Source organism: Micromonospora sp. AKA38 (genome assembly GCF_027925725.1).
Lineage (GTDB): Bacteria > Actinomycetota > Actinomycetes > Mycobacteriales > Micromonosporaceae > Micromonospora.
In genome coordinates, this window is record NZ_BNEI01000003.1 from 1052127 (window position 1) to 1076719 (window position 24593).

Below are 24593 nucleotides of genomic sequence, written 5' to 3' on the forward strand. Positions count from 1 at the left end.
GGCCCGCCGTCGTCACCCCGGCCGGCGTCGCCGAACCGGCGTCGTCCCGACCGGCGTCACCGGTCGGTGGCGCCGCGCCGGTCCGCGCCGGATGGCGCCGTCACGCCGGCGGCGGTTCGGCCAGCCGGACCACCAGGTCGGCGTGCCCGGCCGTGCCGGCGACCAGCCGGGCGTTCTCCTCGTCGCTGCCGAGCGCCCAGGCGCGGGCCTGCTCCGCGGACTTCCCGTACGCCTGGTGCCGGGCGGTGAGGCGGCGCAGCCGCAGCTCGGCGTCCAGGTCGAGGAACCAGGCCTGGTGCAGCAGCGACCGCACCTCCTCCCACGGGTCGTCCCGCAGCAGCAGGTAGTTGCCCTCGGTGACCACCAGCCGCACCTCGGGCGGCACCTCGATCGCCCCGGCGACCGGCTCCTCCAGGTCGCGGCGGAACTCCGGCGCCCACACCGAGGTCGGCTCCAGCCGCCGCAACCGGCGCAGCGTCGCGACGAAGCCGTTGACGTCGAACGTGTCCGGCGCGCCCTTGCGCGCCGCCCGGCCCAGCCGGTTCAACGCCGACCCGGCCAGGTGGAAGCCGTCCATCGGCACCAGCCGGGCGGCCGGGCCCACCTCGGCGACGATCCGCTCCGCCAGCGTGGACTTGCCCGCGCCGGGCGCGCCGGCGATGCCGAGCAGTTGCCGCGGGCCGTCCCCGGCGAGCGTCCGCGCCCGGGCGACCAGCTCGGCCAGCGGCAACACCTGGGCCGGCGGCATCAGCCGAGCACCGGGTCGCTGATGGTGAACCGCGCCTCGACCGCCGCGTGCACCGGCTGCGGCGCCGGATCCAGCTCCAGCTCCGGCACGGACTCGCCGGACCGGGCGTACGCCGCCTTGGCCAGCATCGGCGGGGCCGCGGTCAGGCCGGTGTCGGCCAACTCCCGCAGCGCGGTGACCCGGGCGCCGAGGGCCTCCGCGTACTCCCGGGCCCGGGCCAGCGCGTCCGCGATCGCGGCGTGCCGCACCTCCCGGTACGCCGGACTGTCCGGCCGCAGCGACCACACCGGACCGGCCACCTCCACCTGCTCGTGGTCGGCCAGGCGGAGCATCAGCTCGCCGAGCGCGCTGAAGTCGGTGACGGTGACCGTGGTGCTCACGCTGCCCTGGTAGGCCACCACCCGGTCACCCGAGCGCCTGGTCACCGGCCAGACGTTGACCTGACCGGTCTCCCGCCGCGCCACCGTCGGCCCGGCGGCGTCGAGCAGCGCCCGCACCGCGGCGGCCCGCTCGGCCAGCCGGGTCAGCGTGGTCTCCCGGTCGCGGTCCCGCACCGCCGCCGTCACCGTGAACCGGGCCAGCTCGGGAGCGACCTCCCGGTACGCCTCGCCGCGTACCGCCACGACCGGTGCGTCCACCATGCCGCTCAGCCTAACGGCGGGGTGGCCGGCAGGTGCGCGGTGTACCCGACCGCGCCGGCCGTCACCCGGCACCCGGTCAGGTGACCGCCCGCCGCGCCCAGCTCCCGCAGGTAGGCCAGCTCGCCGGCGTGGTGCGCCTCGGCCGGGAACTCCCGGCGGTGCGTGCCGAACTCCCGGCCGCGCAGCGCGGCGCGCGCCGTCCGCCCCTCGGCCAGCCGGCCGGCCAGCGACTCGGCGTCCCCGGCCCGCAACGCGGCGGTCAGCTCGGTCAGGAAGTCACCGACGCCGGTCAGCTCGGCGAGCACCCGGTCCCGGTTGCCGAGCAGCATGTTCGCGGTCCGCTCGGGCGGCCCCCCGGCGACCCGGGTGCCGTCGGAGAAGCTGCCGGCGGCCAGCGCCAGCACCGCGTTCCGCAGCGCCGAGCGTTGCACCGTGCCGGCCAGCGCGCCGGCGAGCACGTGCGGCACGTGTGACGCGAGCGCGGCGGCGGCGTCGTGCTCCGGCGCGGACATCGGCACCACCCGGGCGTGGAAGACGTCGACGAGCAGCGCGGCCAGCCGCCGGAACGCGGTCAGCCCGGTGGGTCCCGGGCAGAGCACCCAGGCCGCGCCGTCGAGCAGTTCCGGGCCGGCCGCGCCGAGCCCGGCCCGGTCCGCGCCGGCCATCGGGTGACCCGGCACGAAGCGGTGCCCGAGCCCCTGCGCGGTCGCGGCGGTGGCCACCTCCGCCTTGACGCTGCCCACGTCCGTGAGCACGCACCGGTCGTCGGTGGCGGCGGCCACCCGGGCCAGCGTGGTGGGCAGCGTGGGCAGCGGGCCGCAGACGAACACCACGTCCCGGCCGGCCACCGCCTCCTCGACGGTCCCGGCGACCGCGACGCCCTGCTCGCGTAGCTGCCCCCGGACGGCCGGATCCGGATCCCAGCCGGCGACGTCGAGCCCGGTGTCGCGGAGCCGGAGCAGGATCGAGCCGCCGATCAGCCCGGTGCCGACCACCGCCGCGCGTGCCAGCCCGCCCGCCTCGCCCACCATCGGTGCACCTCGGGTCCGCGTCGTCGGCGGAGCCCGGGTGGCCCCGCGGGAAGTCCCGCCGAGGATATCGCCCGGCACGCCAGCGGGGCGCACGGTGTCAAGCGGGGGCCCCGCCTCTACCGGAAACGTTAAGCGGGGGCCCCGCCTTTCAAGCGGGCGGTTACCGCGTCGACGTGCGCGTCGGACTCGGTCAGGGCCACCCGGACGTGTCGGGCGCCGGCCGGGCCGTAGAAGACGCCGGCGGCCACCAGGATGCCCCGCCGGGCCAACCAGTCGACCGTGTCCCAGCAGTCCTCGTCGCGGGTCAGCCAGAGATAGAGCCCGGCCTCGGAGTGCTCGACCGTGAAGCCGGCGCCGGTGAACGCGGCCCGCAGCTTCTCCCGCCGCACCCGGTAGCGCTCCCGCTGGGCGTCGGCGTGCGCCTGGTCGCCGAGCGCGGCCACCATGGCGGCCTGCACCGGTGCCGGCACGATCATCCCGGCGTGCTTACGCACCTTGAGCAGCTCGGCCACCAGCGCCGGGTCACCGGCCACGAACCCGGCCCGGTAGCCGGCCAGGTTGGAGCGCTTGGAGAGCGAGTGCACCGCCAGCACGCCCGCGTAGTCCCCGCCGCACACCTGCGGGGACAGCACCGAGACGGGCTCGGCGTCCCAGCCCAGCGGCAGGTAGCACTCGTCGCTGGCGACCACCGCGCCGCGCTCCCGGGCCCACTCGACCACCTTGCGCAGGTGGGCGGCGGGCAGCACCCGCCCGGTCGGGTTGCCCGGCGAGTTCACCCAGACCAGGCGGACCCGGGGGTCCGGGCCGAGCGCGGTCAACGAATCGCTGCGCACCGTCGTGGCGCCCGCCAGCCGGGCCCCGTCCTCGTACGTCGGGTACGCGACGGTCGGCACCACGACCACGTCACCGGGGCCGAGCCCGAGCAGCGTCGGCAGCCAGGCCACCAGCTCCTTGGAGCCGATGGTCGGCAGCACACCCAACCCGTCGACGCCCGCGCCGCAGGCCCGGGCCACCCACGCCGCGATCGCGTCCCGGAGGGCGGGCGTGCCCGCGGTCAGCGGGTAGCCGGGCGCGTCCGACGCGTCGGCCAGCGCCTGCCGGATCAGCGGTGGCACCGGGTCGACAGGCGTACCCATGGAGAGGTTGATGAGACCGTCCGGGTGCGCCGCGGCCGTGGCGGCCGCGGCGTCCAGCGTGTCCCAGGTGAACTCGGGCAGCCGTGCCGAAACCGGCGCGGACCGGCTCAGTGGTCCTCGCCGCGCGGCGGCTGCGCGGCGACGAAGGTGGCGTCCTTCTCCACCTTGCCGATCTTGGAGGCGCCCCCGGGCGAACCCAGGTCCTCGAAGAACTCGTAGTTCGCGCCGGTGTAGTCCTTCCACTGCTCCGGCACGTCGTCCTCGTAGAAGATCGCTTCCACCGGGCAGACCGGCTCGCAGGCCCCACAGTCGACGCACTCGTCGGGGTGGATGTAGAGCATCCGATTGCCCTCGTAGATGCAGTCGACCGGGCACTCCTCGATGCATGCCTTGTCGAGCACATCCACGCACGGCTCGGCGATGATGTAGGTCACCGGTCTTCTCCTCCGCAAGACTCGTCGCGATCATCCGCAACGGTAAGAGCCTAGTATCTCGCCGGGGAGGAGGTCGATCGTGCTCCGACAGCAGGATGTGGGACACCGGATCGTAGTCCGCCGGATCGTGGGGATCCGGGAGGGCCGGCCGCTGTTCTCCGACGCGCTCGGCGAGCTGGTCGAGCTGAGCGAGACGCACATTACGCTGGTCACAGCCGGTGGCCCGCTCCGCGTGCCGGTCGGTGAGGTGCACCGGGCGAAGCGGGTGCCACCGGCTCGCCGGCCGACCGCCGTCGCCGTGGTCGACCTGGAAAGCGCAAGCGATGAGGCGTGGCCGGCCCCGGTTCGCGGCCGGCTCGGCGACTGGCGGCTGCGTTCCGCGGCCGGTTGGACCGGCCGGGCGAACAGCGCGCTCCCGATCGGCGACCCCGACCGGCCGCTGCCGGCGGCGCTGGACGCGGTGCAGCGCTGGTACGCCGACCTCGGCCAGCCGGCCCTGGTGAACACGCCGCTGCCGCTGGCCGCCCCGGTCGGCGCGGAACTCGACGCGCGCGGCTGGACGGCCCGCCCGCCGGTGCTGGTCCAGACCGTGCCGCTCACCACCCTGACCGCCCCGCCGCCCGTGTCGACGCCGGACGCGACCGCGCCGGAGCGGACCGATCCGCCGCCCACCGCCGACCTGCCGCCGGTGGCGCTGGCCGCCGGGCCCACCGACGACTGGCTGGCGATCGCCGCCGACCGCAAGGGCGGCCTCCCGGAGGCCGCGCGGCACGTGCTCACCGCCGTGGACCGGATCCGCTTCGCCGAGCTACGTGTCGACGGCCGACTGCTCGCGGTCGGGCGCGGCACCGTCACCGGCGGGGGGCGGTGGCTCGGCGTGAGCCTGCTCGAAGTGCTGCCGGAGGCCCGCCGGCGCGGGTACGCCGCCGCGGTCGTCCGCGCACTGGCCGGCTGGGCCGCGGCCGAGGGGGCCACCCGGGCGTTCCTCCAGGTCGAACAGCGCAACGTCGGCGCGGTGGCGCTCTACCACCGGCTCGGCTTCACCACCCACCACACCTATCTGACCCGGGTGGCGCCCTGACGTCAGCGGCGGACGATCCGGCGGGGCCGGGACGCCTTCAGCTCGGCGTACCGCTTGAGCTGGCGGGAGCGGAAGTCACGGCCCAGCGCGGTGAGCGTCAGGTAGCCGACCAGCACCCCGGCCGCGGTGGCCGCGAGGTAGAGCCAGATCTGGGCGAAGAACAGGCCGGCGCCCCCGCCGAACGGGTTCTCCCCGACCAGCAGCGGGCCGACGAAGACGGTCAGCGCCAGCGCCGCCACCACCGCGACGGCCAGGTCACCGGCCCAGTGCCCGACCGGCCGGCCGGCACCCCAGCGGAACGACACGCCGGCCAGGATGAGACCGATCGCCAGGAACATCACCAGCGAGACCCGACTGGCGGCGGTGTCGTCGTCCGGGAAGGCGAACTTGATGACCAGCCGGGCCACCACGTTGACCGCGAACAACGCGGCCGTCAGCACCCCGACCGCACGCCACCGCTGACCCATCGCACGCCTCCCGCACGTACCGCCCGCCCCGGCGGCGAGCCTCTGGCAGGAATGTCTACCACCGCCGACTGTGCGGCGTCAGCACCTCAGCGGTCCACCGGCGGCGGCGTCACCACGTGCCGGAAGCCGAGCACCGCGAAGGTGACCGCGCCGGAGACGATCAGCGCCAGGCCGAGCACGTTGTCGCCGGCGAGCGCCAGATCGCCCTCGGTGGTCCGGAACCCGCCCACGACGATCACCAGGAACCACGGCAGCGCGGCCAGCGCCACCCCCCACCGGCTGCCCGTCGACAGGTGCGCGAACCAGCCCAGCAGCACCGTCGACGCCGCCACCGCGGCGATCCCGGCGACCGCGAGGCCGATGCCGACAAGCGCCTGTGCGCCCCCGGACCGGCCCTGCACCGCCGCCCAGGCCCAGGTGGCGAAGATCAGATCGAGCAGCGCGAACAGCGCGCCGGCCCAGACCGACACCACCCCGCCGGCCACGCGCAGCGCGCGGTCCAGCGCCCGCTCCACCGCGCTGGGCGGTGCGGGCGGCTGCTGCTCCGGAAGGACCGACACGGGCGCGGCGGGCGACGTCACCGGAGACCGGCCGCGACCGGGGCACGGTCCGACCCGTCCAGCGCCAGCCCGGCGAACAGGTCGTCCTCCCAACCGTACCGGCCGCCGCCGGGCCCCTTCTCGCCGACCGCGAGCGTGAAGTACTCCACCCCCATGAACTCGGCGCCGAAGTTGCCGGCGATCGCGTAGAGCCAGGAGTCGGCCGGGATCTGCGTGGCGTGGGCGCGCATCGCCGCCTCCTTGGCGGCGTGCTGCTCGGTGGCGTCGACCCGCGCCGCGATCTGCGCGTCCGGCGTCCCGAACGGCAGCTCGTCGGCGCTGGAGATGCCGGCGAAGGGATTGTCCGACGACTCGGTGAACGCCTCCAGGCCGGCGTCGAGCACACTGCGCGGCATGGCCGTCCAGTAGACCTTCGCCGGGGCGGTCCCCTCGGCCGCCGCCAGCTCCACCGCCCGCATCGTCACCCGGTGCGCCTGGATGTGGTCGGGATGGCCGTAGAAGCCGTTCGGGTCGTACGTGACCACGACCTGGGGGCGGACCTCGCGGATCACCTCCAGCAGGTGCCCGGCGGCGGCGTCCAGGTCGGCCCCCCAGAACGCCCGCGGGTGCTCGTTGGTGGCCATCCCCATCATCCCGGAGTCGCGGTAGCGGCCCGCGCCGCCGAGGAACCGGTGGTCGGTGACGCCGAGCGCGGCACAGGCCGCGGTCAGCTCGCCGATGCGGTAGCCGCCGAGCTGGTCGGCCTCGGCCGCGGCGAGCCCGGCCAGCGCCGGCACGTGGATCTCGCCCTCCTCACCCAGCGTGCAGGTCACCAGCGTGACGTGGGCGCCGGCGGCGGCGTAGTGCGCCATCGTCGCGCCGGTGCCGATCGACTCGTCGTCGGGGTGCGCGTGGACCAGCAGCAGGCGTCGGTCGGGCAGCGTCGTCACGCCCGTCACTCTAACCGGCGGTCCTGCCCGTCCGACGGTCATGCGTCCGCCCAGGTCGGCCACATCACGCCCGGTGCCCGCCTACGATCTGCAGGCGTGGACTTTCCCGAGCTGGCCGCCCGTACCCGTCGGTTCAGCCTGGGGGCGCCGCGCGCCGTGACCGTCGCCGGTGACGGCTCCCGGGTGCTCTTCCTGCGTTCCGCGGGCCCGGAGGACCCGGCCGACGCGCTCTGGCTGCTCGACGTCGACACCGGCGAGGAACGCCTGGTCGCCGACCCGGCGGTGCTGCTCGGCACGGACGCGGAGCCGGCCCGACCGGCCCCCGGCGAGCGGGCGCTGCGCGAGCGGCTGCGGCTCAGCGCCGGCGGCATCGGCGGGTACGCGCTGGACGCGACCGGCCGGGTGGCCGCGTTCGCGCTGGCCGGGCGGCTGTTCCGGGCCGACCTGCGGCACGGCGACGTGGTCGAGGTGACCACCGTCGGTCCGGTGATCGATCCGCGTCCGGACCCGACGGGCGAGCGGCTGGCCTACGTCACCGACGCCGCCGACGGCGTCCGCCGGGGTCAGCTCCGGGTGGTCGAGCCGGACGGCACGGACAACCTGCTCGCCGGCGAGGACAGCGGCGTGACCTGGGGGCTGGCCGAGCACATCGCGGCCGAGGAGTTCCACCGGTACCGGGGCTACTGGTGGGCCCCGGACGGGCGCGCGGTGCTGGCCGCCCGGGTCGACGAGTCCCGCCTGCCCCGGTGGTACCTGCACGACCCGGCCGAGCCGGCGACCCCGCCGACGTCGCTGGCGTACCCGGTGGCGGGTGGCCCGAACGCGGAGGTCAGCCTGCACCTGCTCGACCTCGACGGCGGCTGGGTCGACGTGCACTGGGACCGGGAGACCTACCCCTACCTGAGCGCGGTGGAGTGGGCGGACGGCGGGCCGCTGATCACGGTGCTGCGCCGCTCCCAGCAGCACGGGCTGGTGCTCGCGGTGGACCCGCGTACCGGGGAGACGCAGGTGCACGCCGAGCTGGCCGACCCGCGCTGGGTGGAACCTGTCCCGGGCACCCCGGCGCACCTGCCCGACGGGCGGGTGCTGGTCGGCGGCGAGCTGGCCCACGACGGGTACGACGCCCGCTGCCTGTTCGCCGACGGCACGCTGCTGACCCCGCCCTCGCTGTACGTGCGGCGGGTGGTCGGGCGGCTGCCGGCCGGCCCCGACACGGCCGCCGACCTGCTGGTCGAGGCGAGTGAGGGCGAACCGAGCCAACGCCACCTCTACCGGGTGCGGACCACCATCGGCGGCGGGATGGACGCCCGCCGGATGGGCAGCGACCCGGGTTGGCACACCGCCGCCATCGGCGGGGCCACGCTGGCGGTGGGGACCGCCTCGCTGGAGTACGCGGGGGTCCGCTGGCGGGTGTGGCACGGCGACCGTGCGGTGGGTGAGCTGCGCTCGCTGGCCGCCACCTGCTCGTACGCGCCGCGCCCGACGCTGGTGCGGGTGACCGACCGGCGGCTGCCCAGCGCGGTGCTGTACCCGGCCGAGCACGTCAAGGGCACCCGGCTGCCGGTGCTGGTGGACGTCTACGGCGGGCCGGGCCACCAGGAGGTGGTCGCGGCGCGCGGCGCCTGGCTGGAGCGGCAGTGGTGGGCCGAGCAGGGCTTCGCGGTGGTGACGGTGGACAACCGGGGCACGCCCGGCATCGCGCCGTCGTTCGAGAAGGCGATCCACCGCCGGGTGGCGGACGTGATCCTGACCGACCAGGTGGACGCGTTGACCGCGCTCGCCGGTAAACACCCCGACCTGGACCTGGACCGGGTGGCGGTGCGGGGCTGGTCGTTCGGCGGCTGGCTCGCCGGCCTGGCGGTGCTGCGCCACCCGGAGCTGTTCAAGTGCGCGATCGTGGGCGCGCCGGTCACCGACTGGGCGCTGTACGACACCGCGTACAGCGAGCGGTACCTGGGCATGCCGGAGGACGGCATGGACGTCTACGCGCATCACTCGCTGGTGGAGCTGGCCGCCGAGCCGCTCGGCGCCCCGGCCGACGCCCGGCCCATGCTGCTGGTGCACGGCCTGGTCGACGACAACGTGCTGGCCGCGCACACGCTGCGGCTCTCCGCCGCGCTGCTGGCCACCGGCCGCCCGCACGCGGTGCTGCCGTTGACCGGCGCGAGTCACCTGGCAGCCGGCGGCGTCTCCGAGCGCCTGCTCCGCCTGGAGCTGGACTTCCTCCGCCGCTACCTGGTGTAAGGAGGGGCCCCCTGTTAACGCCTCAGGTGGAGAAGGGGCCCCCTCTCACACACACGTGTTAAGAGGGGGCCCCTCCTTACTCAGGGCCGGGGGCTACTGCTTGACGTACGCGTTGACGAAGTTCGGGTAACCGAAGACGGAGGAGATGAAGACACCGCCGGCCTTCGAGCCGTGCACGTTGTACGCCACATCGACGAAGAGCGGCACCACCGGCGCGAACTCCTTCATGATCCGCTCGTCGAGCTTGCCCCACTCCGGGCCCTGCTCGGTCGGTGGCAGGGCCAGGATCCGGTCCATCTCGGCGTTGATCGCGTCGTCGTTGAAGTACGACGAGTTGCTGTTGCCCTCGGCCTTGATGGTGCGGCCGTCGTAGAGCACCGGCAGGATCGACGCGCCGCTGGGCCAGTCCGCGGCCCAGTTGCCGATGTAGAGGTCCCAGGGGTTGTTCTTCTTCTTGACCTCGTCCAGCTTCGAGTCGTCCGGGATGTTCCGCACAGTGATCTTGAAGCCGGCGCGCTCCAGGTTGCCCTTGAGCTGGACCGCGATCTGCTGCTCGTTGGTGTTGTCGGCGACGCCGAGGACCAGCTCGGGCGTCTGGCCGCCGAGCAGCTCCTTCGCCTTCTCCATGTTGCCGTTGGCGCCCGCCGGGTAGGCGTCGTACGCCTTGTAGCCGATGGTCGACGGCGGCATCAGCGTGGTGATCGGCTGGGCGACGGTCTGGCCGCCGAGCGCCTTGACCAGGCCCTCCCGGTCGATCGCGTAGTTGAGCGCCTGGCGGACCTTCAGGTCCTTGACCCGCTGCGTGTTGATCACGAGCTGGTTGGCGCTCGGCGTCGGGGAGAGCAGCGTCCGGGTCTTCAGCGCCGGGTCACCGGCCACCTTCGCGACCAGCGAGGACGGCACCGTGTTGAAGGCCAGCGCGCTCTGGTCGGCGCCGTTGTCGGCGATCACCCGGTTGTTCGCGGCGTCCGCGGTCGGGCCGAAGGTCCACACGAACTGGTCCGGGTACTGGTGGCGGACCGGGTCGGTCTTCGCGTCCCAGTTCGGGTTGCGGTCCAGCGTGAGCTGGACACCCACCTGGTTCTTGGCGATCTTGTAGGGGCCGGACGAGAACGGCTTCTGGTCCAGGTTGACGCCGGTGTCCTGCTCCGGCTTGAGCGGCGCGGTGGTCGGCAGCGAGACCGCGAACGGCAGGTCGCAGCGGGGCTTGGCGAACTCGAAGCGCAGCGTCTTGTCGTCCGGCGTGGTCAGGCCCGGCGGCAGCGACGTCTTGTTCTTCTTGAAGTCCCACTTGGTGTCGAACTGCGGGGTGTCGGCCAGCCACTCCTGGAGGTAGGTCGGGCCGCCGGTGAGGTCCGGGTCGAAGGAGCGGGCGATGCCGTACGCGATCTCCTTGGCGGTGATCGGGCTGCCGTCCTCGAACTTCACCCCGTCCTTGATGGTGAATTCCCAGACCTTGCAGTCGTTGTTGACGTTCTTGCCCGGGGTCTCGGCCAGGTCGCCGACCAGCACCAGGCCGCCCTTGCCGTCGTCCTTCCAGGTGGTCAGGTAGCGGGCGAAGAGCGGGTTGGTCATCAGGCCGGCGAACGAGTACGTCCGCTGCGGGTCCAGGTGGGAGATGGGGGTCTCCCGGATGATGGTGAACGTGCCACCCTTGGCCGCGCCGTCCACCTCCGCCGCGGGCCCCTGGGAGTCCTTCGGGTCGGTCGCGATGACGCCGGTCTGCTGCCGGTTGCCGTCCACAGTGGTGCCTTCGCCCGTGTTCTCCGAGCAGGCGCCCAGCCCCACCACCAGTGCGATGGCGCCGCCGACGGCGGCCGCTGCACGTGGTCGCATCTTCTACCTCCTCCACCCGTACGCCTGGCGCATCGCCCGACGTCCCGAGGATCGTAAAGAAAAAAAACTACGAGTTGTGTAACAGTTCTTGATAAATTTCGTCGGCCCGGAGGCGCAGCCCGGAGGCTCAGCCCAGCCGCACCCGGGGATCGATCACCGCGTAGAGCAGGTCCACCACCACGTTGGCCAGCACCACGAAGACCGCCGCGATCAGCACGGTCGCCATGATGGTCGGCAGGTCACCGGCGCGGACCGCGTCCACCGCCGTCCGGCCCATCCCGTTGAGCCCGAACGTCGTCTCGGTGATCACGGTGCCGCCCAACGCCCCGCCCACGTCCAGGCCGGCGATGGTCACCACCGGCGTGATCGCGGCGCGTAGCGCGTGCCGCCCGTAGACGGTCCGTTTGGCCAGGCCCTTGGCCCGCGCCGTGCGGACGAAGTCCTCGGACAGCGTCTCCAGCATCTGTGCCCGGGACAGCCGGGCGTAGATGGCGGAGAAGAGGAAGGCCAGCGCCAACCAGGCCAGCACCAGCCCACTGCTCCACCTGAGCGGATCGTCGAACAACGAGGTGTAGCTCGGCACCGGCAGCAGCCGCAGGTTGTAGACGAACACGATGAGCAGCACCGCGCCGACGAAGTAGAGCTGCAACGAGGCGCCGGTCAGTGAGAAGCCGATCGCCGCCCGGTCCAGCCAGCTTCCCCGGCGCAGCGCCGAGAGCATGCCGAGGCCGACGCCGAGCAGCAGCCACAGGACCGCCGCCGGGATGACGATGCTCAGCGTCACCGGCAGCACCCGGGCGATGGTGTCCGAGACCGCCTCGTTGGAGACGTACGACCAGCCGAGACAGGGCGCGTCGCACCGGCCGCCCTGGGCGCTGCCCAGGTCCCGGCCGGTGACGATGCCCTTCATGTAACCGGCGTACTGGCTGATCAGCGGGTCGCGCAGGCCCAACTCCTGGCGGACCCGCTCCAGCCGCTCCGGGTTGCAGTTCTTCGGGCACATGCCGGTCACCGGGTCACGCGGCAGCGCGAAGAACATCAGGAAGCTGAGCACGCTGACCGCGAAGAGCGTGAGCGCGGCGGACAGCAGCCGGCGGATGAGGAAACGCGTCATGGCCGGCCTCCTACCGGGACGACTTCGGGTCGAGCGCGTCGCGCAGCGCGTCGCCGAAGAGGTTGAAGGCGAACACGAGCGCGAAGATCGTGATGCCGGGGAAGAAGACGTACGCTGGGTCGGTCTGGAGGTAGTCGAGGCTGCGGTAGATCATCCGCCCGAAGCTCGGCGTCGCGTCCGTCAGCCCGACGCCGATGAACGACAGCGCCGCCTCGCTGGTGATGTACTGCGGGACCGCCAGCGAGAAGGCGACCAGGATCGGCGCCCAGACGTTCGGCAGCAACTGGCGGAACAGCATGTGCCCCAACCCGGCGCCGCTGGCGCGCGCCGCCTCCACGAACTCCCGCTCGCGCAGCGCGATGATCTGGCCCCGGACCAGCCGGGCCGTGCTGGTCCAGCCGAACAGCGCGAAGATCGCGATGAGCACCCCGATCTGGAAGTACGCCGGCACGGCCTCCCGCTGGCCGTAGAAGCGCAACGCCACGGTCGGCATCAGCGCCAGCGCGATGATCAGGAACGGCATGGCCAGCGTCAGGTCGGTGATCCAGTTGATCACCGAGTCGAGCCAGCCGCCCAGGTAGCCGGCCAGGGTGCCCAGGGTCACGCCGATCGCGGCGGTCAGCACGGCCGCGGCGAACGCGATGAACAGCGAGGTGCGCAGTCCGTGCACCATCCGGATGAAGATGTCGCGGCCGAGACCGGGCTCCAGCCCGAACCAGTGCTCGCCGGTGACGCCGCCGGCATAGCCCAGCGGCATGCCGTAGCCGTCGAGGCGGCTCTGGAACTGCTCCTTCGGCCCCACTCCGTACAGCGCCTCGATCAGCGGCACGGCCAGCGCGACAAGCACGAAGAAGACGAGCAGACCGCCGCTGACCAGGGCGGTGCGGTCGCGGCGCAGCCGCGCCAGGGCGAGCTGGCCCGGCGAGCGGCCGACGAACTCCTCGTCCCGCCGCTCACCGCCGTCGGCGGGCGTCTCGATCTCGGCGAGGGCCACTCCCTCGACCGGGGACAGACTCATTCCGTCACCTCCTGCGCGTCTGCGGCGTCGGCGACGCCGACCGCCACCGGGCCCGCCTCCGGGTGGTGGCAGGCGGTGAGTTGGGTGCCGCCGTCGCGGGTGGTCAGTGCGGGTGTCTCGGTGGCGCAGCGGTCGGTGGCTTTCCAGCAGCGGGTGCGGAAGCGGCAGCCCGATGGCGGGTTGAGGGGGGTGGGGACGTCGCCGGTGAGGCGGATGCGGCCGGCGGGGCCGAGGGTGGTGACGTCCGGGATGGCCGACAGCAGCGCCCGGGTGTAGGGGTGCTGCGGCCGGGTGTAGATGGCGTCCCGGTCACCGATCTCGACGATTCTGCCGAGGTACATGACCGCGACGCGGTGGCAGAAGTGACGGATCACGGCGAGGTCGTGGGCGATGAACACGAACGCCAGGTCCAGGTCGCGTTGCAGGCCGCGCAGCAGGTTGATGACCTGCGCCTGGATGGAGACGTCGAGGGCGGAGACCGGCTCGTCGGCGACGATCAGCTTCGGTTCCAGCGCGAGGGCGCGGGCGATACCGACGCGTTGACGTTGCCCGCCGGAGAACTCGTGCGGATACCTGTTGTAGTGCTCCGGGTTGAGCCCGACCAGCTCCAGCAACTCCTGCACCCGCCGCTTGACCCCGCCGGGCGGAGTGATCCCGTTGACCTGCAACGGCATCGCCACGATCCGCCCGACGGTGTGCCGCGGGTTCAACGACGCGTACGGGTCCTGGAAGATGATCTGCAAATCCTGCCGCAGGTCACGCAGATCCCGACGACCGGCGTGGGTGATGTCCCGACCGGCGAACGTGATCGACCCGCTGGTGGGCTCCAACAACCGCACCAACATCCGCCCCGTCGTGGTCTTCCCACACCCCGACTCCCCCACCAGACCGAGCGCCTCACCCGGCCGCACGTCGAAGTCCAGGCCGTCGACCGCCCGCACCGCCCCCCTGCCGCGCAGCCCGTCCCGCACCGGGAAATGCTTCGTCAGCCCGCGCACCGACAGCAGCGGCTCGGTCTCGGTGCTCATCGGGCCACCCCCACCTGGGCGATGTCCTGCTGATAGAGCCGGGTGCGCTCCTCGGCCGGCAGGTGGCAGGCCACCAGATGCCCCGCCTCCCCGGCCGCCCGGAGCGCGGGCACCTCGGTGCGAGAGCGGTCGCCGTTGACGTCGGCGTAGCGGCAGCGGGGATGGAACGCGCACCCCGACGGCAGATTGATCAACGACGGCGGGTTGCCGGGGATCGGCACCAGGTCCGCGTCGGCGTCGCCGTGCAGCGACGGCACGCTCGACAACAACCCCCAGGTGTACGGATGCTGCGGCGTCCGCAACACCTGCGCCACGCTGCCGTGCTCCACGGCCCGGCCGCCGTACATGACGAGGACGTCGTCGGCCACCTGGCTGACCACGCCCAGATCGTGCGTGATCAGGATGATGGCCGACCGGAACTCCTCCTGCAGATCGGCGAGGAGGTCCAGGATCTGCGCCTGCACGGTCACGTCCAACGCCGTGGTCGGCTCGTCGGCGATCAGCAGGTCGGGGTCGTTGACCAGCGCCATCGCGATCATCGCGCGCTGCCGCATCCCACCGGAGAACTCGTGCGGGTACTGCTCGAACCGCTTTGCCGGCTGCGGGATGCCGACCCGATCCAGCATGTCCACCGCCCGCGTGCGGGCCTCCCGCCGACCGGCCCGGGGATGGTGCACCCGGTACGCCTCGGCGATCTGCTTGCCCACCGAGTAGTACGGGTGCAGCGCCGACAGCGGATCCTGGAAGATCATCGCCATGTCCCGGCCGCGCAGTCGCCGCACCTCCTCATCGGGCAGGCCGACGAGCTGACGCCCGCCGACGGAGATCTCCCCGGTGACGGTCGCCCGCTTGGACGTGCTGTGCAGGCCCAGGACCGCCAACGACGTGACGCTCTTGCCGGAGCCGGACTCCCCCACGATGCCGAGCGTGCGACCCCGCTCCACGGCGAACGACACACCGTCCACGGCCTTGACCACGCCGTCCTCGGTGTCGAACCGCACCCGCAGGTCTCTGACCTGGAGATAGGGCGCGTCGCCGGCGCGTTGCTCCGGCACCTCCGGACGGTCCGGCTCCCCGGACGGCACCGCCTCCGACCTGCCCATTGACCGCCTCCCCTTCGGTGATGAAGAGAACCTACAGGAAACCTCTGGAGGCGAAAATAAGCTACATCGAGCGGCCTGTCAGCGGTCAGAGCGTAACGACTGGGTTTCCGACCTGAACAGCCCTCACCTGGACCTTCGTCAGTCGTGACTCACCGTGGTGATCTGCTCATCGCACGACAGGTGCGACGATATCCGTGGTGAAGGAGCGACGATCCCGGCCGACACGAGGTGGAGGTTTGCCATGACGGCGGCGGTGTTCGACCACGACGGCCCGTGGACCGAAGAGGAGTACCTCTCTCTCGGGGAGACGCAGCAACGCGTCGAACTCTTCGACTGGAGCCTCTACGTGACCCCTGGTCCCACCCCGCTGCATCAGAACATCTCCGGCGAACTTCGCGCCATGCTCCGCATGCCGGCGCGGGAAGCCGGGTTACGCGTGCTCGAAGCCGTGAACGTACGGCTGCGGCCGGGACGGATTCCCATTCCCGACCTGGTCATCACCAATGACATCGACCTACGCGTACCGGTGATAGAGGCCAGTGATGTGCGTCTGGTCTGCGAGGTCATCTCGCCGAGCAACGCGGCGACCGACAAGGTGCTCAAGATGCACTTCTATGCCGCGGCGCAGATCGAGTGGTACCTGCTGATCGAGCAGGACACGTTGACCATGCACCTCTACCGGCGCCAGGACGCGCACTATGTCGAGCACGCCGTCGCGAAGAGAGGCGACACGCTGGACTTGGTCCGACCCGTGCGTGCCGCGATCCGCCCGGAGGATCTGCTCGCCTGACGGATGTCGGTGTGTTCGCCTAGGGTCGGACGCATGGGATTCGATGCGGCGACCGCCGCCGTGCAGGCCGCCCTCGACGCGGGAGCCCGCTACGCCGACGCCCGGGTGATGCACCGCCGGTACGAGTCGATGTCGGCGCGCAACGGCGACATCGAGGAGCTGGCCCAGCACGAGAGCATCGGCCTGGGGGTGCGCGCGCTGGTCGGCTCCGGCTGGGGCTTCCACGCCGTACCCGAGCTGTCCGACGCCGCGGCCCGCGACGCCGGCCGGCGCGCCGCGGCGATCGCCGCCGCGAGCGCGCGGGTCCCCGGCCCGCCGGTCGACCTGGTGCCGGTGGAGGCGGCGGTGGCGAGCTGGGCCTCGGAGTGCGCGGTCGACCCGCTCGGGGTGCCGCTGTCCGACAAGGGCGACCTGCTGGTCGGCGCCACCGCCACGATGCGCGAGCACGGGGCCGACCTGGCCGAGGGGCTCTACCAGATCTGGGACACCACGAAATGGTTCGTCTCCAGCGAGGGCCACCGGATCGACCAGCACATCCGCGAGTGCGGCGGCGGCATCTCCGCCACCTCGATCGGCGACGGCGAGACGCAGCGTCGGTCCTACCCGAGCTACCGCGGGCAGTACGGCACCACCGGCTGGGAGCTGGTCACCGCGCTCGACCTGGCCGCGCACGCCGCCCGGGTCGCCGAGGAGTCCCGGGAGCTGCTCACCGCGCCGGAGTGCCCATCCGGCGAGACCGACCTGATCCTCGGCGGGGAGCAGCTCGCGTTGCAGATCCACGAGTCGGTCGGGCACGCCATCGAGCTGGACCGCATCCTCGGCTGGGAGGCGGCGTTCGCCGGCACGTCCTGGCTCGACCTGGCCCGGCTCGGCTCGCTGCGCTACGGCTCGGAGCTGATGAACGTGACGATCGACCCGACCATCCCGGGCGCGCTCGGCAGCTTCGGCTTCGACGACGAGGGGTCGCCCGCGGTCCGACGGGACGCGGTGCGCGAGGGGCGGTGGGTCGGGGTGCTCGCCGGCCGGGACTCGGCCGCCGTCGCCGGCCTGGACCACGGCGGCAGCGTACGCGCCGACGGCTGGGCCCGGCTGCCGATGGTGCGGATGACGAACGTGGGCCTGGAACCGGGCCCGCACACGCTCGACGAGATCATCGCGGCCACCGACGACGGGGTGCTGATGGACATCAACAGGTCCTGGTCGATCGACGACAAGCGGCTCAACTTCCAGTTCGGCTGCGAGGTCGGCTGGGAGGTGAAGAAGGGGCGCCGGGGCCGGATGCTGCGCAACCCGACCTACACCGGCATCGGGCCGGTCTTCTGGCGCTCGATGGACATGCTCTCCTCGGAGACGGTCGCCTGGGGCACGCCCAACTGCGGCAAGGGGCAGCCCGGCCAGGTCGGGCACACCGGCCATCCGGCCGCGCCGGCCCGCTTCCGCGGCGTGCGGGTGGGGGTGCGCGCATGAGCGAACGCACCGAGCGGAGCGAGGGCCGTGAGCGCATGCCCGGTCGGCACAGCATGAGCGAACGCACCGAGCGGAGCGAGGGCCGTGAGCGCATGCCCGGTCGGCGCGCCATGAGTGACGAGCGGGATCTCGCCGCCCGGGTGGTGGAGCTGGTCCGGCGCGCGGCCGGGCCGGGTGCCGAGGCCGAGGTGGTGGTGACCCGGTCCGATCTGGCGCTGACCCGGTTCGCCAACTCGTTCATCCACCAGAACGTGGCCGAGACCGGCACCGCCGTGCGGCTGCGGCTGCACGTCGACGGCCGGACCACCGCGGGCGGCGGCAACCGGGTGGACGCCGACGGGTTGACCGCGCTCGTCGAACGCACCCGGGCGGCGGCCCGCCTCGCGCCGCCCGACCCGGCCTGGCCGGGCCTCACCGCGCCGACGTCGACGCCGAGCGGCCCCGCCGTCGACGAGGCCACCGCGTTCGCGTCGCCCGACGAGCGGGCCGCCCGGGTCCGCGCGTTCGTGGACGCGGTCGACGGGCTGGAGGCGGCCGGTTACTGCCGCACCCTGTACCTGTCCGGCGCGTTCGCCAACTCGGCCGGGCACTCGGCGGTGGGCCGGTCCGCCGAGGCGGCGATGGACGGCATCGCCCGGGCCGGCGGCGCGGACGGGGTGGCCCGCCACTGCGCGGACCGCCTGGCCGACCTGGACGGCGGTGCGCTCGGCGCCCGCGCGGCGGCCAAGGCGCGGGCCGCGGCCGACCCGGTCGAGCTGCCGCCGGGGCACTACGAGGTGGTGCTCGAACCGGCCGCCGTGGCCGACCTGCTCCAGAACCTCGCCTGGTACGGCTTCAACGGCAAGCGGCATGCCGAACGCCAGTCCTTCGCCGAGCCGGGCACGGCCCAGTTCGACCCGGCGGTGACGCTGGTGGACGACCCGCTGCACGCCTCCACGCTGCCGTTCGACCTGGAGGGCACCTCCCGGCGGGCGCTCACCCTGGTGCGGGCCGGCACCACCGAGGCGGTGGCGCACGACCGGCGCAGCGGCGCCGGGGCGGGCACCGGGTCCACCGGGCACGGCATGGCCGGCGGGTCGACGTTCGGCCCGATCCCCAGCAATCTCCGCCTGCTGCCGGCGGACGCCGCCCCGGTGGCGACCGTCGACGGCCCGGCCGGTTCGGTGGGCGCGGGCGTGACCGGTGCGGTGGGCGACCCGGACACGGCGGCCCTGGTGGCCGGCGTACGGCGCGGGCTGCTGGTCAGCGACTTCTGGTACACGCGGGTGCTGGACCCCAAGCAGCTCGTGGTCACCGGCCTGACCCGCAACGGCGTCTGGCTGGTCGAGGACGGCGTACCGGTGCGGGCGGTGCGCGACTTCCGGTTCACCGAGTCCTATCCGCGTGCCTTGGGGCCGGGCCGGGTGCTCGGCCTGGGCCGGCGGCCGGTCCGGCAGCCGGCCCGGTCCGACGGGTCATGGTGGGAGGGCCCGGCGCTGCGACTGTCGTCGTGGCACTTCACCGGCGGTGCGTCCGGCTGAGCGACGCCACACAAATTGATCATGAGCCGGGTCTTTCCAACCAGCGGGACACACGGGACACTGCGTTGCGCGGCCGGGCCGTGAAGATCGGCGTAACGTGTGTCACTTAGCCGCGCCGGTTCACCGGCGTGGTCCCACGCGTGCGCAGGACGTGACAGTGACGTCAGGGAGATGACTCGAATGACAACTACGTCGGCCAGGGGGCCGAGGTCGCAGCCGCGGGGAGCGCGGGCACGTGCCGCCATCGCGGCGAAGACGTTGCGGACCGACCGATGGTGGCTCGCCCCACTGATCACCGTGGTCGGGCTCAGCGCCTGGGTCATCTACGCGACCGTCCGGGTCTTCATGCACAAGTGGTACTGGGTGGAGCAGTACCACTACCTGACCCCGTTCTACTCCCCCTGCGTCACCGAGCGGTGCGTCGAGGGCTCCTCACACTTCGGCAGCTTCCTGCCCGGCTGGTGGATCATCCCGGACGCGGCGCTGACCCTGCCGTTCCTGCTGCTGTTCCGGCTGACCTGCTACTACTACCGCAAGGCGTACTACCGGTCGTTCTGGCTGTCGCCGCCGGCCTGCGCCGTGCCGGACGGGCACCAGACGTACAGCGGCGAGACGCGGTTCCCGCTGCTCGGGCAGAACCTGCACCGCTACTTCTTCTACGCCGCCGCGATCATCTCGCTGATCAACACCTGGGACGCCGTCCTCGCCTTCCACTCCCCCGAGGGCTTCGGCTTCGGTCTGGGCAACATCATCCTGCTGGTCAACGTGGTGATGCTCTGGGCGTACACGATCTCCTGCCACTCCTGCCGGCACATCATCGGCGGCCGACTCAAGCACTTCTCCAAGCACCCGGTGCGGTACAAGGCGTGGACCGGTGTGTCCTGGTTGAACGTCCGGCACATGCAGCTCGCCTGGATCACGCTCGGCACCCTGGCGTTCACCGACTTCTACGTGATGGCGATCGCCGCCGGCTGGTTCAACGACCTGCGGTTCATCAACTGAGGGCCCCTGACATGACTGAAACGCGAATCGAACGACACCACTACGACGTCGTCGTGATCGGGGCCGGTGGCGCCGGCCTGCGCGCGGCGATCGAGGCCCGGTTGGCCGGCAAGAAGACCGCGATCATCTCGAAGTCGCTGTTCGGCAAGGCGCACACGGTGATGGCCGAGGGTGGCGCCGCGGCGGCCATGGGCAACGTGAACTCGCGGGACAACTGGCAGGTGCACTTCCGGGACACCATGCGCGGCGGCAAGTTCCTGAACAACTTCCGGATGGCCGAGCTGCACGCCAAGGAGTCGCCGCAGCGGATCTGGGAGCTGGAGACGTACGGTGCGCTCTTCGACCGCACCAAGGACGGCAAGATCTCGCAGCGCAACTTCGGTGGTCACGAGTACCCGCGCCTGGCGCACGTCGGCGACCGGACCGGCCTGGAGCTGATCCGCACGCTCCAGCAGAAGATCGTCTCCCTCCAGCAGGAGGACAAGCGCGAGTTCGGCAGCTACGACGCGCGGATCCGGGTGTTCTCCGAGACCACGATCACCGAGCTGCTGCTGGACGGCGACCGGGTGGCCGGCGCGTTCGGCTACTACCGGGAGTCCGGCGAGTTCATCCTCTTCGAGGCGCCCGCCGTGGTGCTGGCCACCGGCGGCGTCGGCCGGTCCTACAAGGTCACCTCGAACTCCTGGGAGTACACCGGGGACGGTCACGCGCTGGCGCTGCGCGCCGGGGCCACGCTGATCAACATGGAGTTCCTCCAGTTCCACCCGACCGGCATGGTCTGGCCGCCCTCGGTGAAGGGCATCCTGGTCACCGAGTCGGTGCGGGGCGACGGCGGCGTGCTGAAGAACTCCGAGGGCAAGCGGTTCATGTTCGACTACGTCCCGGACGTCTTCCGCAAGCAGTACGCGGAGACGGAGGACGAGGCGGACCGCTGGTACACCGACCCGGACAACAACCGGCGTCCGCCGGAGCTGCTGCCCCGCGACGAGGTCGCCCGCGCGATCAACAGCGAGGTCAAGGCCGGTCGGGGTACGCCGGCCGGCGGCGTCTACCTGGACATCGCCTCCCGCAAGTCGGCGGAGGAGATCCAGCGCCGACTGCCGTCGATGTACCACCAGTTCAAGGAGCTGGCCGACGTCGACATCACGAAGGAGCCGATGGAGGTCGGCCCGACCTGTCACTACGTGATGGGTGGCGTGGAGGTGGACCCGGATTCCGGCGCGGCGGCCGGCACGGTGCGTGGACTCTTCGCCGCCGGTGAGGTCTCCGGCGGCATGCACGGCTCCAACCGGCTCGGCGGCAACTCCCTGTCCGACCTGCTGGTCTTCGGCAAGCGGGCGGGCGGACACGCCGCGACGTACGCCGACCAGCTCACCGCCCGCCCGGCGGTGTCGGTGGCGGCGGTGGAGGCCGCGGTGGAGACGGCGCTGGCGCCGTTGCAGCGCGACACCGGGGAGAGCCCCTACCAGCTCCAGCAGGATCTCCAGGTGGTGATGGGCGACCTGGTCGGCATCATCCGGCGGGAGGGTGAGCTGGCCGACGCGCTCGGCCGGCTGGCCGAGCTGCGGGAGCGGGTGGCGAAGGTGAGCGCGGTCGGCGGCCGGCGCTACAACCCGGGCTGGCACCTCGCGCTCGACCTGCGCAACATGCTCGTGGTCTCGGAGTGCACCGCGAAGGCGGCGCTGGAGCGGCAGGAGTCGCGCGGCGGGCACACCCGGGAGGACTATCCGGCGATGGACCCGAAGTGGCGGCGGGTCAACCTGGTCTGCTCGCTCGACGGCGACGCGGTCCGGCTGACCCACAAGCCGCTGCCGACGATGCGGCCGGAGCTGATCGGGCTGTTCGACCGGGCCGAGCTGTCGAAATACCTGACCGACGAGGAGCTCGCCGAGTTCGACGCCCGCACCGAGGAGGAGCGCTGATGGGAAGCAAGCGACAGTTCCGCATCTGGCGGGGTGACGAGACCGGCGGCGACCTCCAGGACTACGCGGTCGAGGTGAACGAGGGCGAGGTCGTCCTCGACGTCATCCACCGGCTCCAGGCCACCGAGGCGCCGGACCTGGCGTGCCGGTGGAACTGCAAGGCCGGCAAGTGCGGCTCCTGCTCGATGGAGATCAACGGCAAGCCGCGGCTGGGCTGCATGACGCGGATGTCGACGTTCGAGGAGACGGAGACCGTCACGGTCACGCCGCTGCGGACCTTCCCGGTGATCCGGGACCTGGTCACCGACGTGTCCTTCAACTACGAGAAGGCGCGGGAGACCCCGGCGTTCGCGCCGCCGGCCGACGTGGCGCCCGGTGACTACCGGATGCAGCAGGTCGACGTCGAGCGCTCGCAGGAGTTCCGCAAGTGCATCGAGTGCTTCCTGTGCCAGAACGTCTGCCACGTGATCCGCGACCATGACGAGAACAAGCCGGCGTTCTCCGGTCCCCGGTTCTTCATCCGGGCCTCCGAGCTGGACATGCACCCGCTCGACACGCGTACCGACCGCAAGGAGTACGCGCAGTCCGAGATGGGGCTCGGGTTCTGCAACATCACGAAGTGCTGCACCGAGGTCTGTCCCGAGCACATCAAGATCACCGACAACGGGATCATCCCCATGAAGGAACGGGTCGTCGACCGCAGGTACGATCCCCTTGTGTGGCTCGGTAACAAGATCTTCCGGAGGGGTCAGGTGCCTCAGACCAGCGCGACCAGCGGGCATTCCAGCGGTGCGGTGACCACCGGCGCGGCTCACCGTGGGGTGCACTCGCACGCCGGCGGTTCGCACGACAGCGGTGCCGAACGCCAGGCCCAGCAGGGCGTCAACTGGCAGCGCGAGGTGCCGCACCCGACCGCTCCGGCGGTGGACGCCAACGGCAAGCTGCCGCTGACCGAGCTGACCTTCGACCGGGCCGCCGCGCCGTCGCCGTTCGGCGACGACGTGGAGTTCCCGCTGCCGGCGGAGCACCTCAACTTCGCCCACCCGCAGCAGGACGAGCCGAAGCACTGACAAGCGGCGCGACGATGACGGGGGCCAGCGGCACAAGCCGCCGGCCCCCGTCCCGTTTCCGCCCGGCTGTCCGGTTCGGCGGGTCTGATCCTGCCGGCGGCGGACGCGGCTCAGGACCTGGCGAGCAGCGGACGCAGCGCGGGCACGATCGGCACGTCGGCCGGCAGCCATTCGACGGTGTCCAGCTCGGTCGCGGAGAGCCAGCGCAGCTCGGCGTGTTCCAGCGCGGTCGGCTGGTCGCCGTGCAGCAGGCGGGCCGCGTAGACCCGCAGGACGGACCGGCCGTGTGCCATCCGGACGTCCCGTCCGACCCGGGTGCCGACCGCGACCCGGACGCCCAACTCCTCGGCGCACTCCCGGGTCAGCGCGTCGACCTCGGTCTCCCCCGGCTCGACCTTGCCGCCGGGGAACTCCCACCGCCCCGCCACCTCGGGCGGCGCGGCGCGCTCGCAGGCGAGGACCCGGCCGGCCACGATGATCGCCGCTCCGACGACCACCCTCGGCTCCCGCCGGTCGGCCTGCCCATTTCCGCTAACCCGTTCGGTCCGCACGGACCACCAGCGTGCCAGATCAATCGGCGGTTTGGGTAGCTGAGTCGGCCATCAGGCCAGCAGAACACGGAAGTGTGGGCGTGGACACACCATCTGTGCGACGACAGACTAGAGGGCGTCGACTGGGACACGGGATGGCGACGATTTGGCCACAAGCCGGCAACGACGCCTGGGAGGTGCGGTGATGCGCGTGCTGTTCAGCAGCCGGGCGAAGCACGACTACCTCAGCGACGCGCTCGCCCTGCTGCCCGGGTGGATGCGCGAGGGCGAGCAGCTCAGTCGCATGCTCGCCCTGGACGACACCCAGCACGCCGCGCTCACCGAGCGGGTGGCGGTGGTCGCCGACGCGCTGCGACTGCGCCCCGAGATCAGTCGCCAGGCCGGGCGGACCCGGATCAGGCTGGGGCACGACGACGGCGAGCCGCTCACCGAGGGTGAGGTGCTGCTCGCAGCCCGCATCGAGGACGCGGTTCGGGCGGTCACCGCGCCCTGAACACTGGCGCGCCTGCCCTACCGTCGAGGGCATGTCTGGTCCGACGTACGACCGCAAGGAACAGTTCCAGCAGATCCAGAGCGGGCTGCTGCCCGGGGAGCAGATCATCGCCGTCTACGACGCGATCGGCACCGGCACCGGCTTCATCGGACTGACCGACCGGCGGGTGATTGTCCAGGACCGCTCGTTCGTCGGCAAGCGGTACGCCATCACAAGCATCCCGTACTCGAAGATCACCAGCGTGAGCGTGGTGAGCAACAAATCCTGGGGTGGCTCGTTCTTCTCCACCGGGGCGATCGCCGTGCACGTCGGCACGCACACCTACGAGGTGGAGTTCCGGGGCGCGGAGAAGAGCCACCACGTGCACAACGTCATCCTGCACCACATCTCCTGAGCGGCCTGGCACAA

At 72.3% G+C, this 24593-nt stretch carries 24 protein-coding genes; 10 read left to right on the forward strand and 14 right to left on the reverse strand.

The window, feature by feature from the left end:
- Positions 1 to 100: 100 nt before the first annotated feature.
- From TPA0908_RS13355 to fdxA, 5 genes are all read right to left on the reverse strand, one after another.
- Positions 101 to 748 (reverse strand): nucleoside/nucleotide kinase family protein, encoded by a 648-nt coding sequence (locus TPA0908_RS13355; RefSeq protein ID WP_281937857.1) that lies wholly within the window; start codon positions 746 to 748, stop codon positions 101 to 103.
- Positions 748 to 1389, reverse strand: a complete 642-nt coding sequence (locus TPA0908_RS13360) for an SIMPL domain-containing protein (protein WP_281937858.1) — start codon at positions 1387 to 1389, stop codon at positions 748 to 750. Before TPA0908_RS13360 ends, TPA0908_RS13355 begins: the two co-directional genes overlap by 1 nt.
- Positions 1390 to 1394: 5 nt before the next feature.
- Positions 1395 to 2420, reverse strand: coding sequence for a prephenate dehydrogenase (locus TPA0908_RS13365; protein ID WP_281937860.1), 1026 nt, complete (start codon positions 2418 to 2420; stop codon positions 1395 to 1397).
- Positions 2421 to 2548: 128 nt separating this feature from the next.
- The gene (gene dapC / locus TPA0908_RS13370) at positions 2549 to 3667 is read right to left on the reverse strand and encodes a succinyldiaminopimelate transaminase (protein ID WP_281938597.1); all 1119 of its coding nucleotides are present in this window, start codon (positions 3665 to 3667) and stop codon (positions 2549 to 2551) included.
- Entirely contained in the window at positions 3664 to 3990 is a 327-nt protein-coding gene (gene fdxA, locus TPA0908_RS13375) for a ferredoxin (protein WP_107077162.1), read from the reverse strand. The genes dapC and fdxA overlap by 4 nt, the downstream gene beginning before the upstream one ends.
- A gap of 79 nt (positions 3991 to 4069) precedes the next feature.
- On the opposite strand from fdxA, the gene TPA0908_RS13380 reads away from it, so the two are divergent.
- Positions 4070 to 5071, forward strand: a complete 1002-nt coding sequence (locus TPA0908_RS13380) for a GNAT family N-acetyltransferase (protein ID WP_281937864.1) — start codon at positions 4070 to 4072, stop codon at positions 5069 to 5071.
- A gap of 2 nt (positions 5072 to 5073) precedes the next feature.
- On the opposite strand, the gene TPA0908_RS13385 is transcribed toward TPA0908_RS13380, so the two are convergent.
- From TPA0908_RS13385 to mshB, 3 genes are all read right to left on the reverse strand, one after another.
- Complete coding sequence (locus TPA0908_RS13385) at positions 5074 to 5538, reverse strand: hypothetical protein (RefSeq protein ID WP_281937866.1); 465 nt, start codon at positions 5536 to 5538, stop codon at positions 5074 to 5076.
- Positions 5539 to 5624: 86 nt separating this feature from the next.
- A complete protein-coding gene (locus tag TPA0908_RS13390) occupies positions 5625 to 6098 on the reverse strand; it encodes a hypothetical protein (RefSeq protein WP_281937868.1) in 474 nt (157 codons plus the stop codon).
- A gap of 17 nt (positions 6099 to 6115) precedes the next feature.
- Positions 6116 to 7036 carry an N-acetyl-1-D-myo-inositol-2-amino-2-deoxy-alpha-D-glucopyranoside deacetylase gene (gene mshB / locus TPA0908_RS13395; RefSeq protein ID WP_281937870.1) on the reverse strand — a complete coding sequence of 307 codons (921 nt, stop codon included), beginning with the start codon at positions 7034 to 7036 and terminating at the stop codon, positions 6116 to 6118.
- Positions 7037 to 7123: 87 nt separating this feature from the next.
- Here mshB and TPA0908_RS13400 point away from each other — a divergent pair, with 87 nt between their 5' ends.
- A complete protein-coding gene (locus tag TPA0908_RS13400; protein WP_281937873.1) occupies positions 7124 to 9271 on the forward strand; it encodes a S9 family peptidase in 2148 nt (715 codons plus the stop codon).
- 93 nt (positions 9272 to 9364) lie between these two features.
- On the opposite strand, the gene TPA0908_RS13405 is transcribed toward TPA0908_RS13400, so the two are convergent.
- The 5 genes from TPA0908_RS13405 to TPA0908_RS13425 form a co-directional block, all read right to left on the reverse strand.
- A complete protein-coding gene (locus TPA0908_RS13405; protein WP_281937875.1) occupies positions 9365 to 11107 on the reverse strand; it encodes an ABC transporter substrate-binding protein in 1743 nt (580 codons plus the stop codon).
- A 127-nt stretch (positions 11108 to 11234) separates the two neighbouring features.
- A complete protein-coding gene (locus tag TPA0908_RS13410; protein WP_281937876.1) occupies positions 11235 to 12221 on the reverse strand; it encodes an ABC transporter permease in 987 nt (328 codons plus the stop codon).
- 10 nt (positions 12222 to 12231) lie between these two features.
- Positions 12232 to 13239: an ABC transporter permease gene (locus TPA0908_RS13415; RefSeq protein ID WP_281937878.1), complete on the reverse strand. Its 1008-nt coding sequence runs from the start codon at positions 13237 to 13239 to the stop codon at positions 12232 to 12234.
- The gene (locus tag TPA0908_RS13420; RefSeq protein ID WP_281937880.1) at positions 13236 to 14267 is read right to left on the reverse strand and encodes an ABC transporter ATP-binding protein; all 1032 of its coding nucleotides are present in this window, start codon (positions 14265 to 14267) and stop codon (positions 13236 to 13238) included. The genes TPA0908_RS13415 and TPA0908_RS13420 overlap by 4 nt, the downstream gene beginning before the upstream one ends.
- Positions 14264 to 15370 (reverse strand): ABC transporter ATP-binding protein, encoded by a 1107-nt coding sequence (locus tag TPA0908_RS13425; protein WP_281937881.1) that lies wholly within the window; start codon positions 15368 to 15370, stop codon positions 14264 to 14266. The genes TPA0908_RS13420 and TPA0908_RS13425 overlap by 4 nt, the downstream gene beginning before the upstream one ends.
- A gap of 241 nt (positions 15371 to 15611) precedes the next feature.
- On the opposite strand from TPA0908_RS13425, the gene TPA0908_RS13430 reads away from it, so the two are divergent.
- The 6 genes from TPA0908_RS13430 to TPA0908_RS13455 all read left to right on the forward strand — a co-directional run bounded on the left by TPA0908_RS13430 (position 15612) and on the right by TPA0908_RS13455 (position 23141).
- Positions 15612 to 16160 (forward strand): Uma2 family endonuclease, encoded by a 549-nt coding sequence (locus TPA0908_RS13430; protein WP_281937882.1) that lies wholly within the window; start codon positions 15612 to 15614, stop codon positions 16158 to 16160.
- Between the two features lie 33 nt (positions 16161 to 16193).
- The gene (locus tag TPA0908_RS13435; protein ID WP_281937883.1) at positions 16194 to 17627 is read left to right on the forward strand and encodes a TldD/PmbA family protein; all 1434 of its coding nucleotides are present in this window, start codon (positions 16194 to 16196) and stop codon (positions 17625 to 17627) included.
- Positions 17628 to 17719: 92 nt separating this feature from the next.
- Positions 17720 to 19147 carry a metallopeptidase TldD-related protein gene (locus tag TPA0908_RS13440; RefSeq protein ID WP_374709218.1) on the forward strand — a complete coding sequence of 476 codons (1428 nt, stop codon included), beginning with the start codon at positions 17720 to 17722 and terminating at the stop codon, positions 19145 to 19147.
- Between the two features lie 180 nt (positions 19148 to 19327).
- Positions 19328 to 20149, forward strand: coding sequence for a hypothetical protein (locus TPA0908_RS13445; RefSeq protein WP_281937884.1), 822 nt, complete (start codon positions 19328 to 19330; stop codon positions 20147 to 20149).
- Positions 20150 to 20160: 11 nt separating this feature from the next.
- A complete protein-coding gene (locus TPA0908_RS13450) occupies positions 20161 to 22071 on the forward strand; it encodes a fumarate reductase/succinate dehydrogenase flavoprotein subunit (protein ID WP_281937885.1) in 1911 nt (636 codons plus the stop codon).
- Positions 22071 to 23141, forward strand: coding sequence for a succinate dehydrogenase/fumarate reductase iron-sulfur subunit (locus TPA0908_RS13455; protein WP_281937886.1), 1071 nt, complete (start codon positions 22071 to 22073; stop codon positions 23139 to 23141). Before TPA0908_RS13450 ends, TPA0908_RS13455 begins: the two co-directional genes overlap by 1 nt.
- Before the next feature lie 110 nt (positions 23142 to 23251).
- Here the strand turns inward: TPA0908_RS13455 and TPA0908_RS13460 are convergent, their stop codons facing one another.
- Positions 23252 to 23638 carry a (deoxy)nucleoside triphosphate pyrophosphohydrolase gene (locus TPA0908_RS13460; RefSeq protein WP_281937887.1) on the reverse strand — a complete coding sequence of 129 codons (387 nt, stop codon included), beginning with the start codon at positions 23636 to 23638 and terminating at the stop codon, positions 23252 to 23254.
- A 238-nt stretch (positions 23639 to 23876) separates the two neighbouring features.
- On the opposite strand from TPA0908_RS13460, the gene TPA0908_RS13465 reads away from it, so the two are divergent.
- Positions 23877 to 24185, forward strand: a complete 309-nt coding sequence (locus TPA0908_RS13465) for a 4a-hydroxytetrahydrobiopterin dehydratase (RefSeq protein WP_281937889.1) — start codon at positions 23877 to 23879, stop codon at positions 24183 to 24185.
- Between the two features lie 31 nt (positions 24186 to 24216).
- Positions 24217 to 24579: a PH domain-containing protein gene (locus TPA0908_RS13470; protein ID WP_089155136.1), complete on the forward strand. Its 363-nt coding sequence runs from the start codon at positions 24217 to 24219 to the stop codon at positions 24577 to 24579.
- The last annotated feature ends 14 nt before the right edge of the window (positions 24580 to 24593 follow it).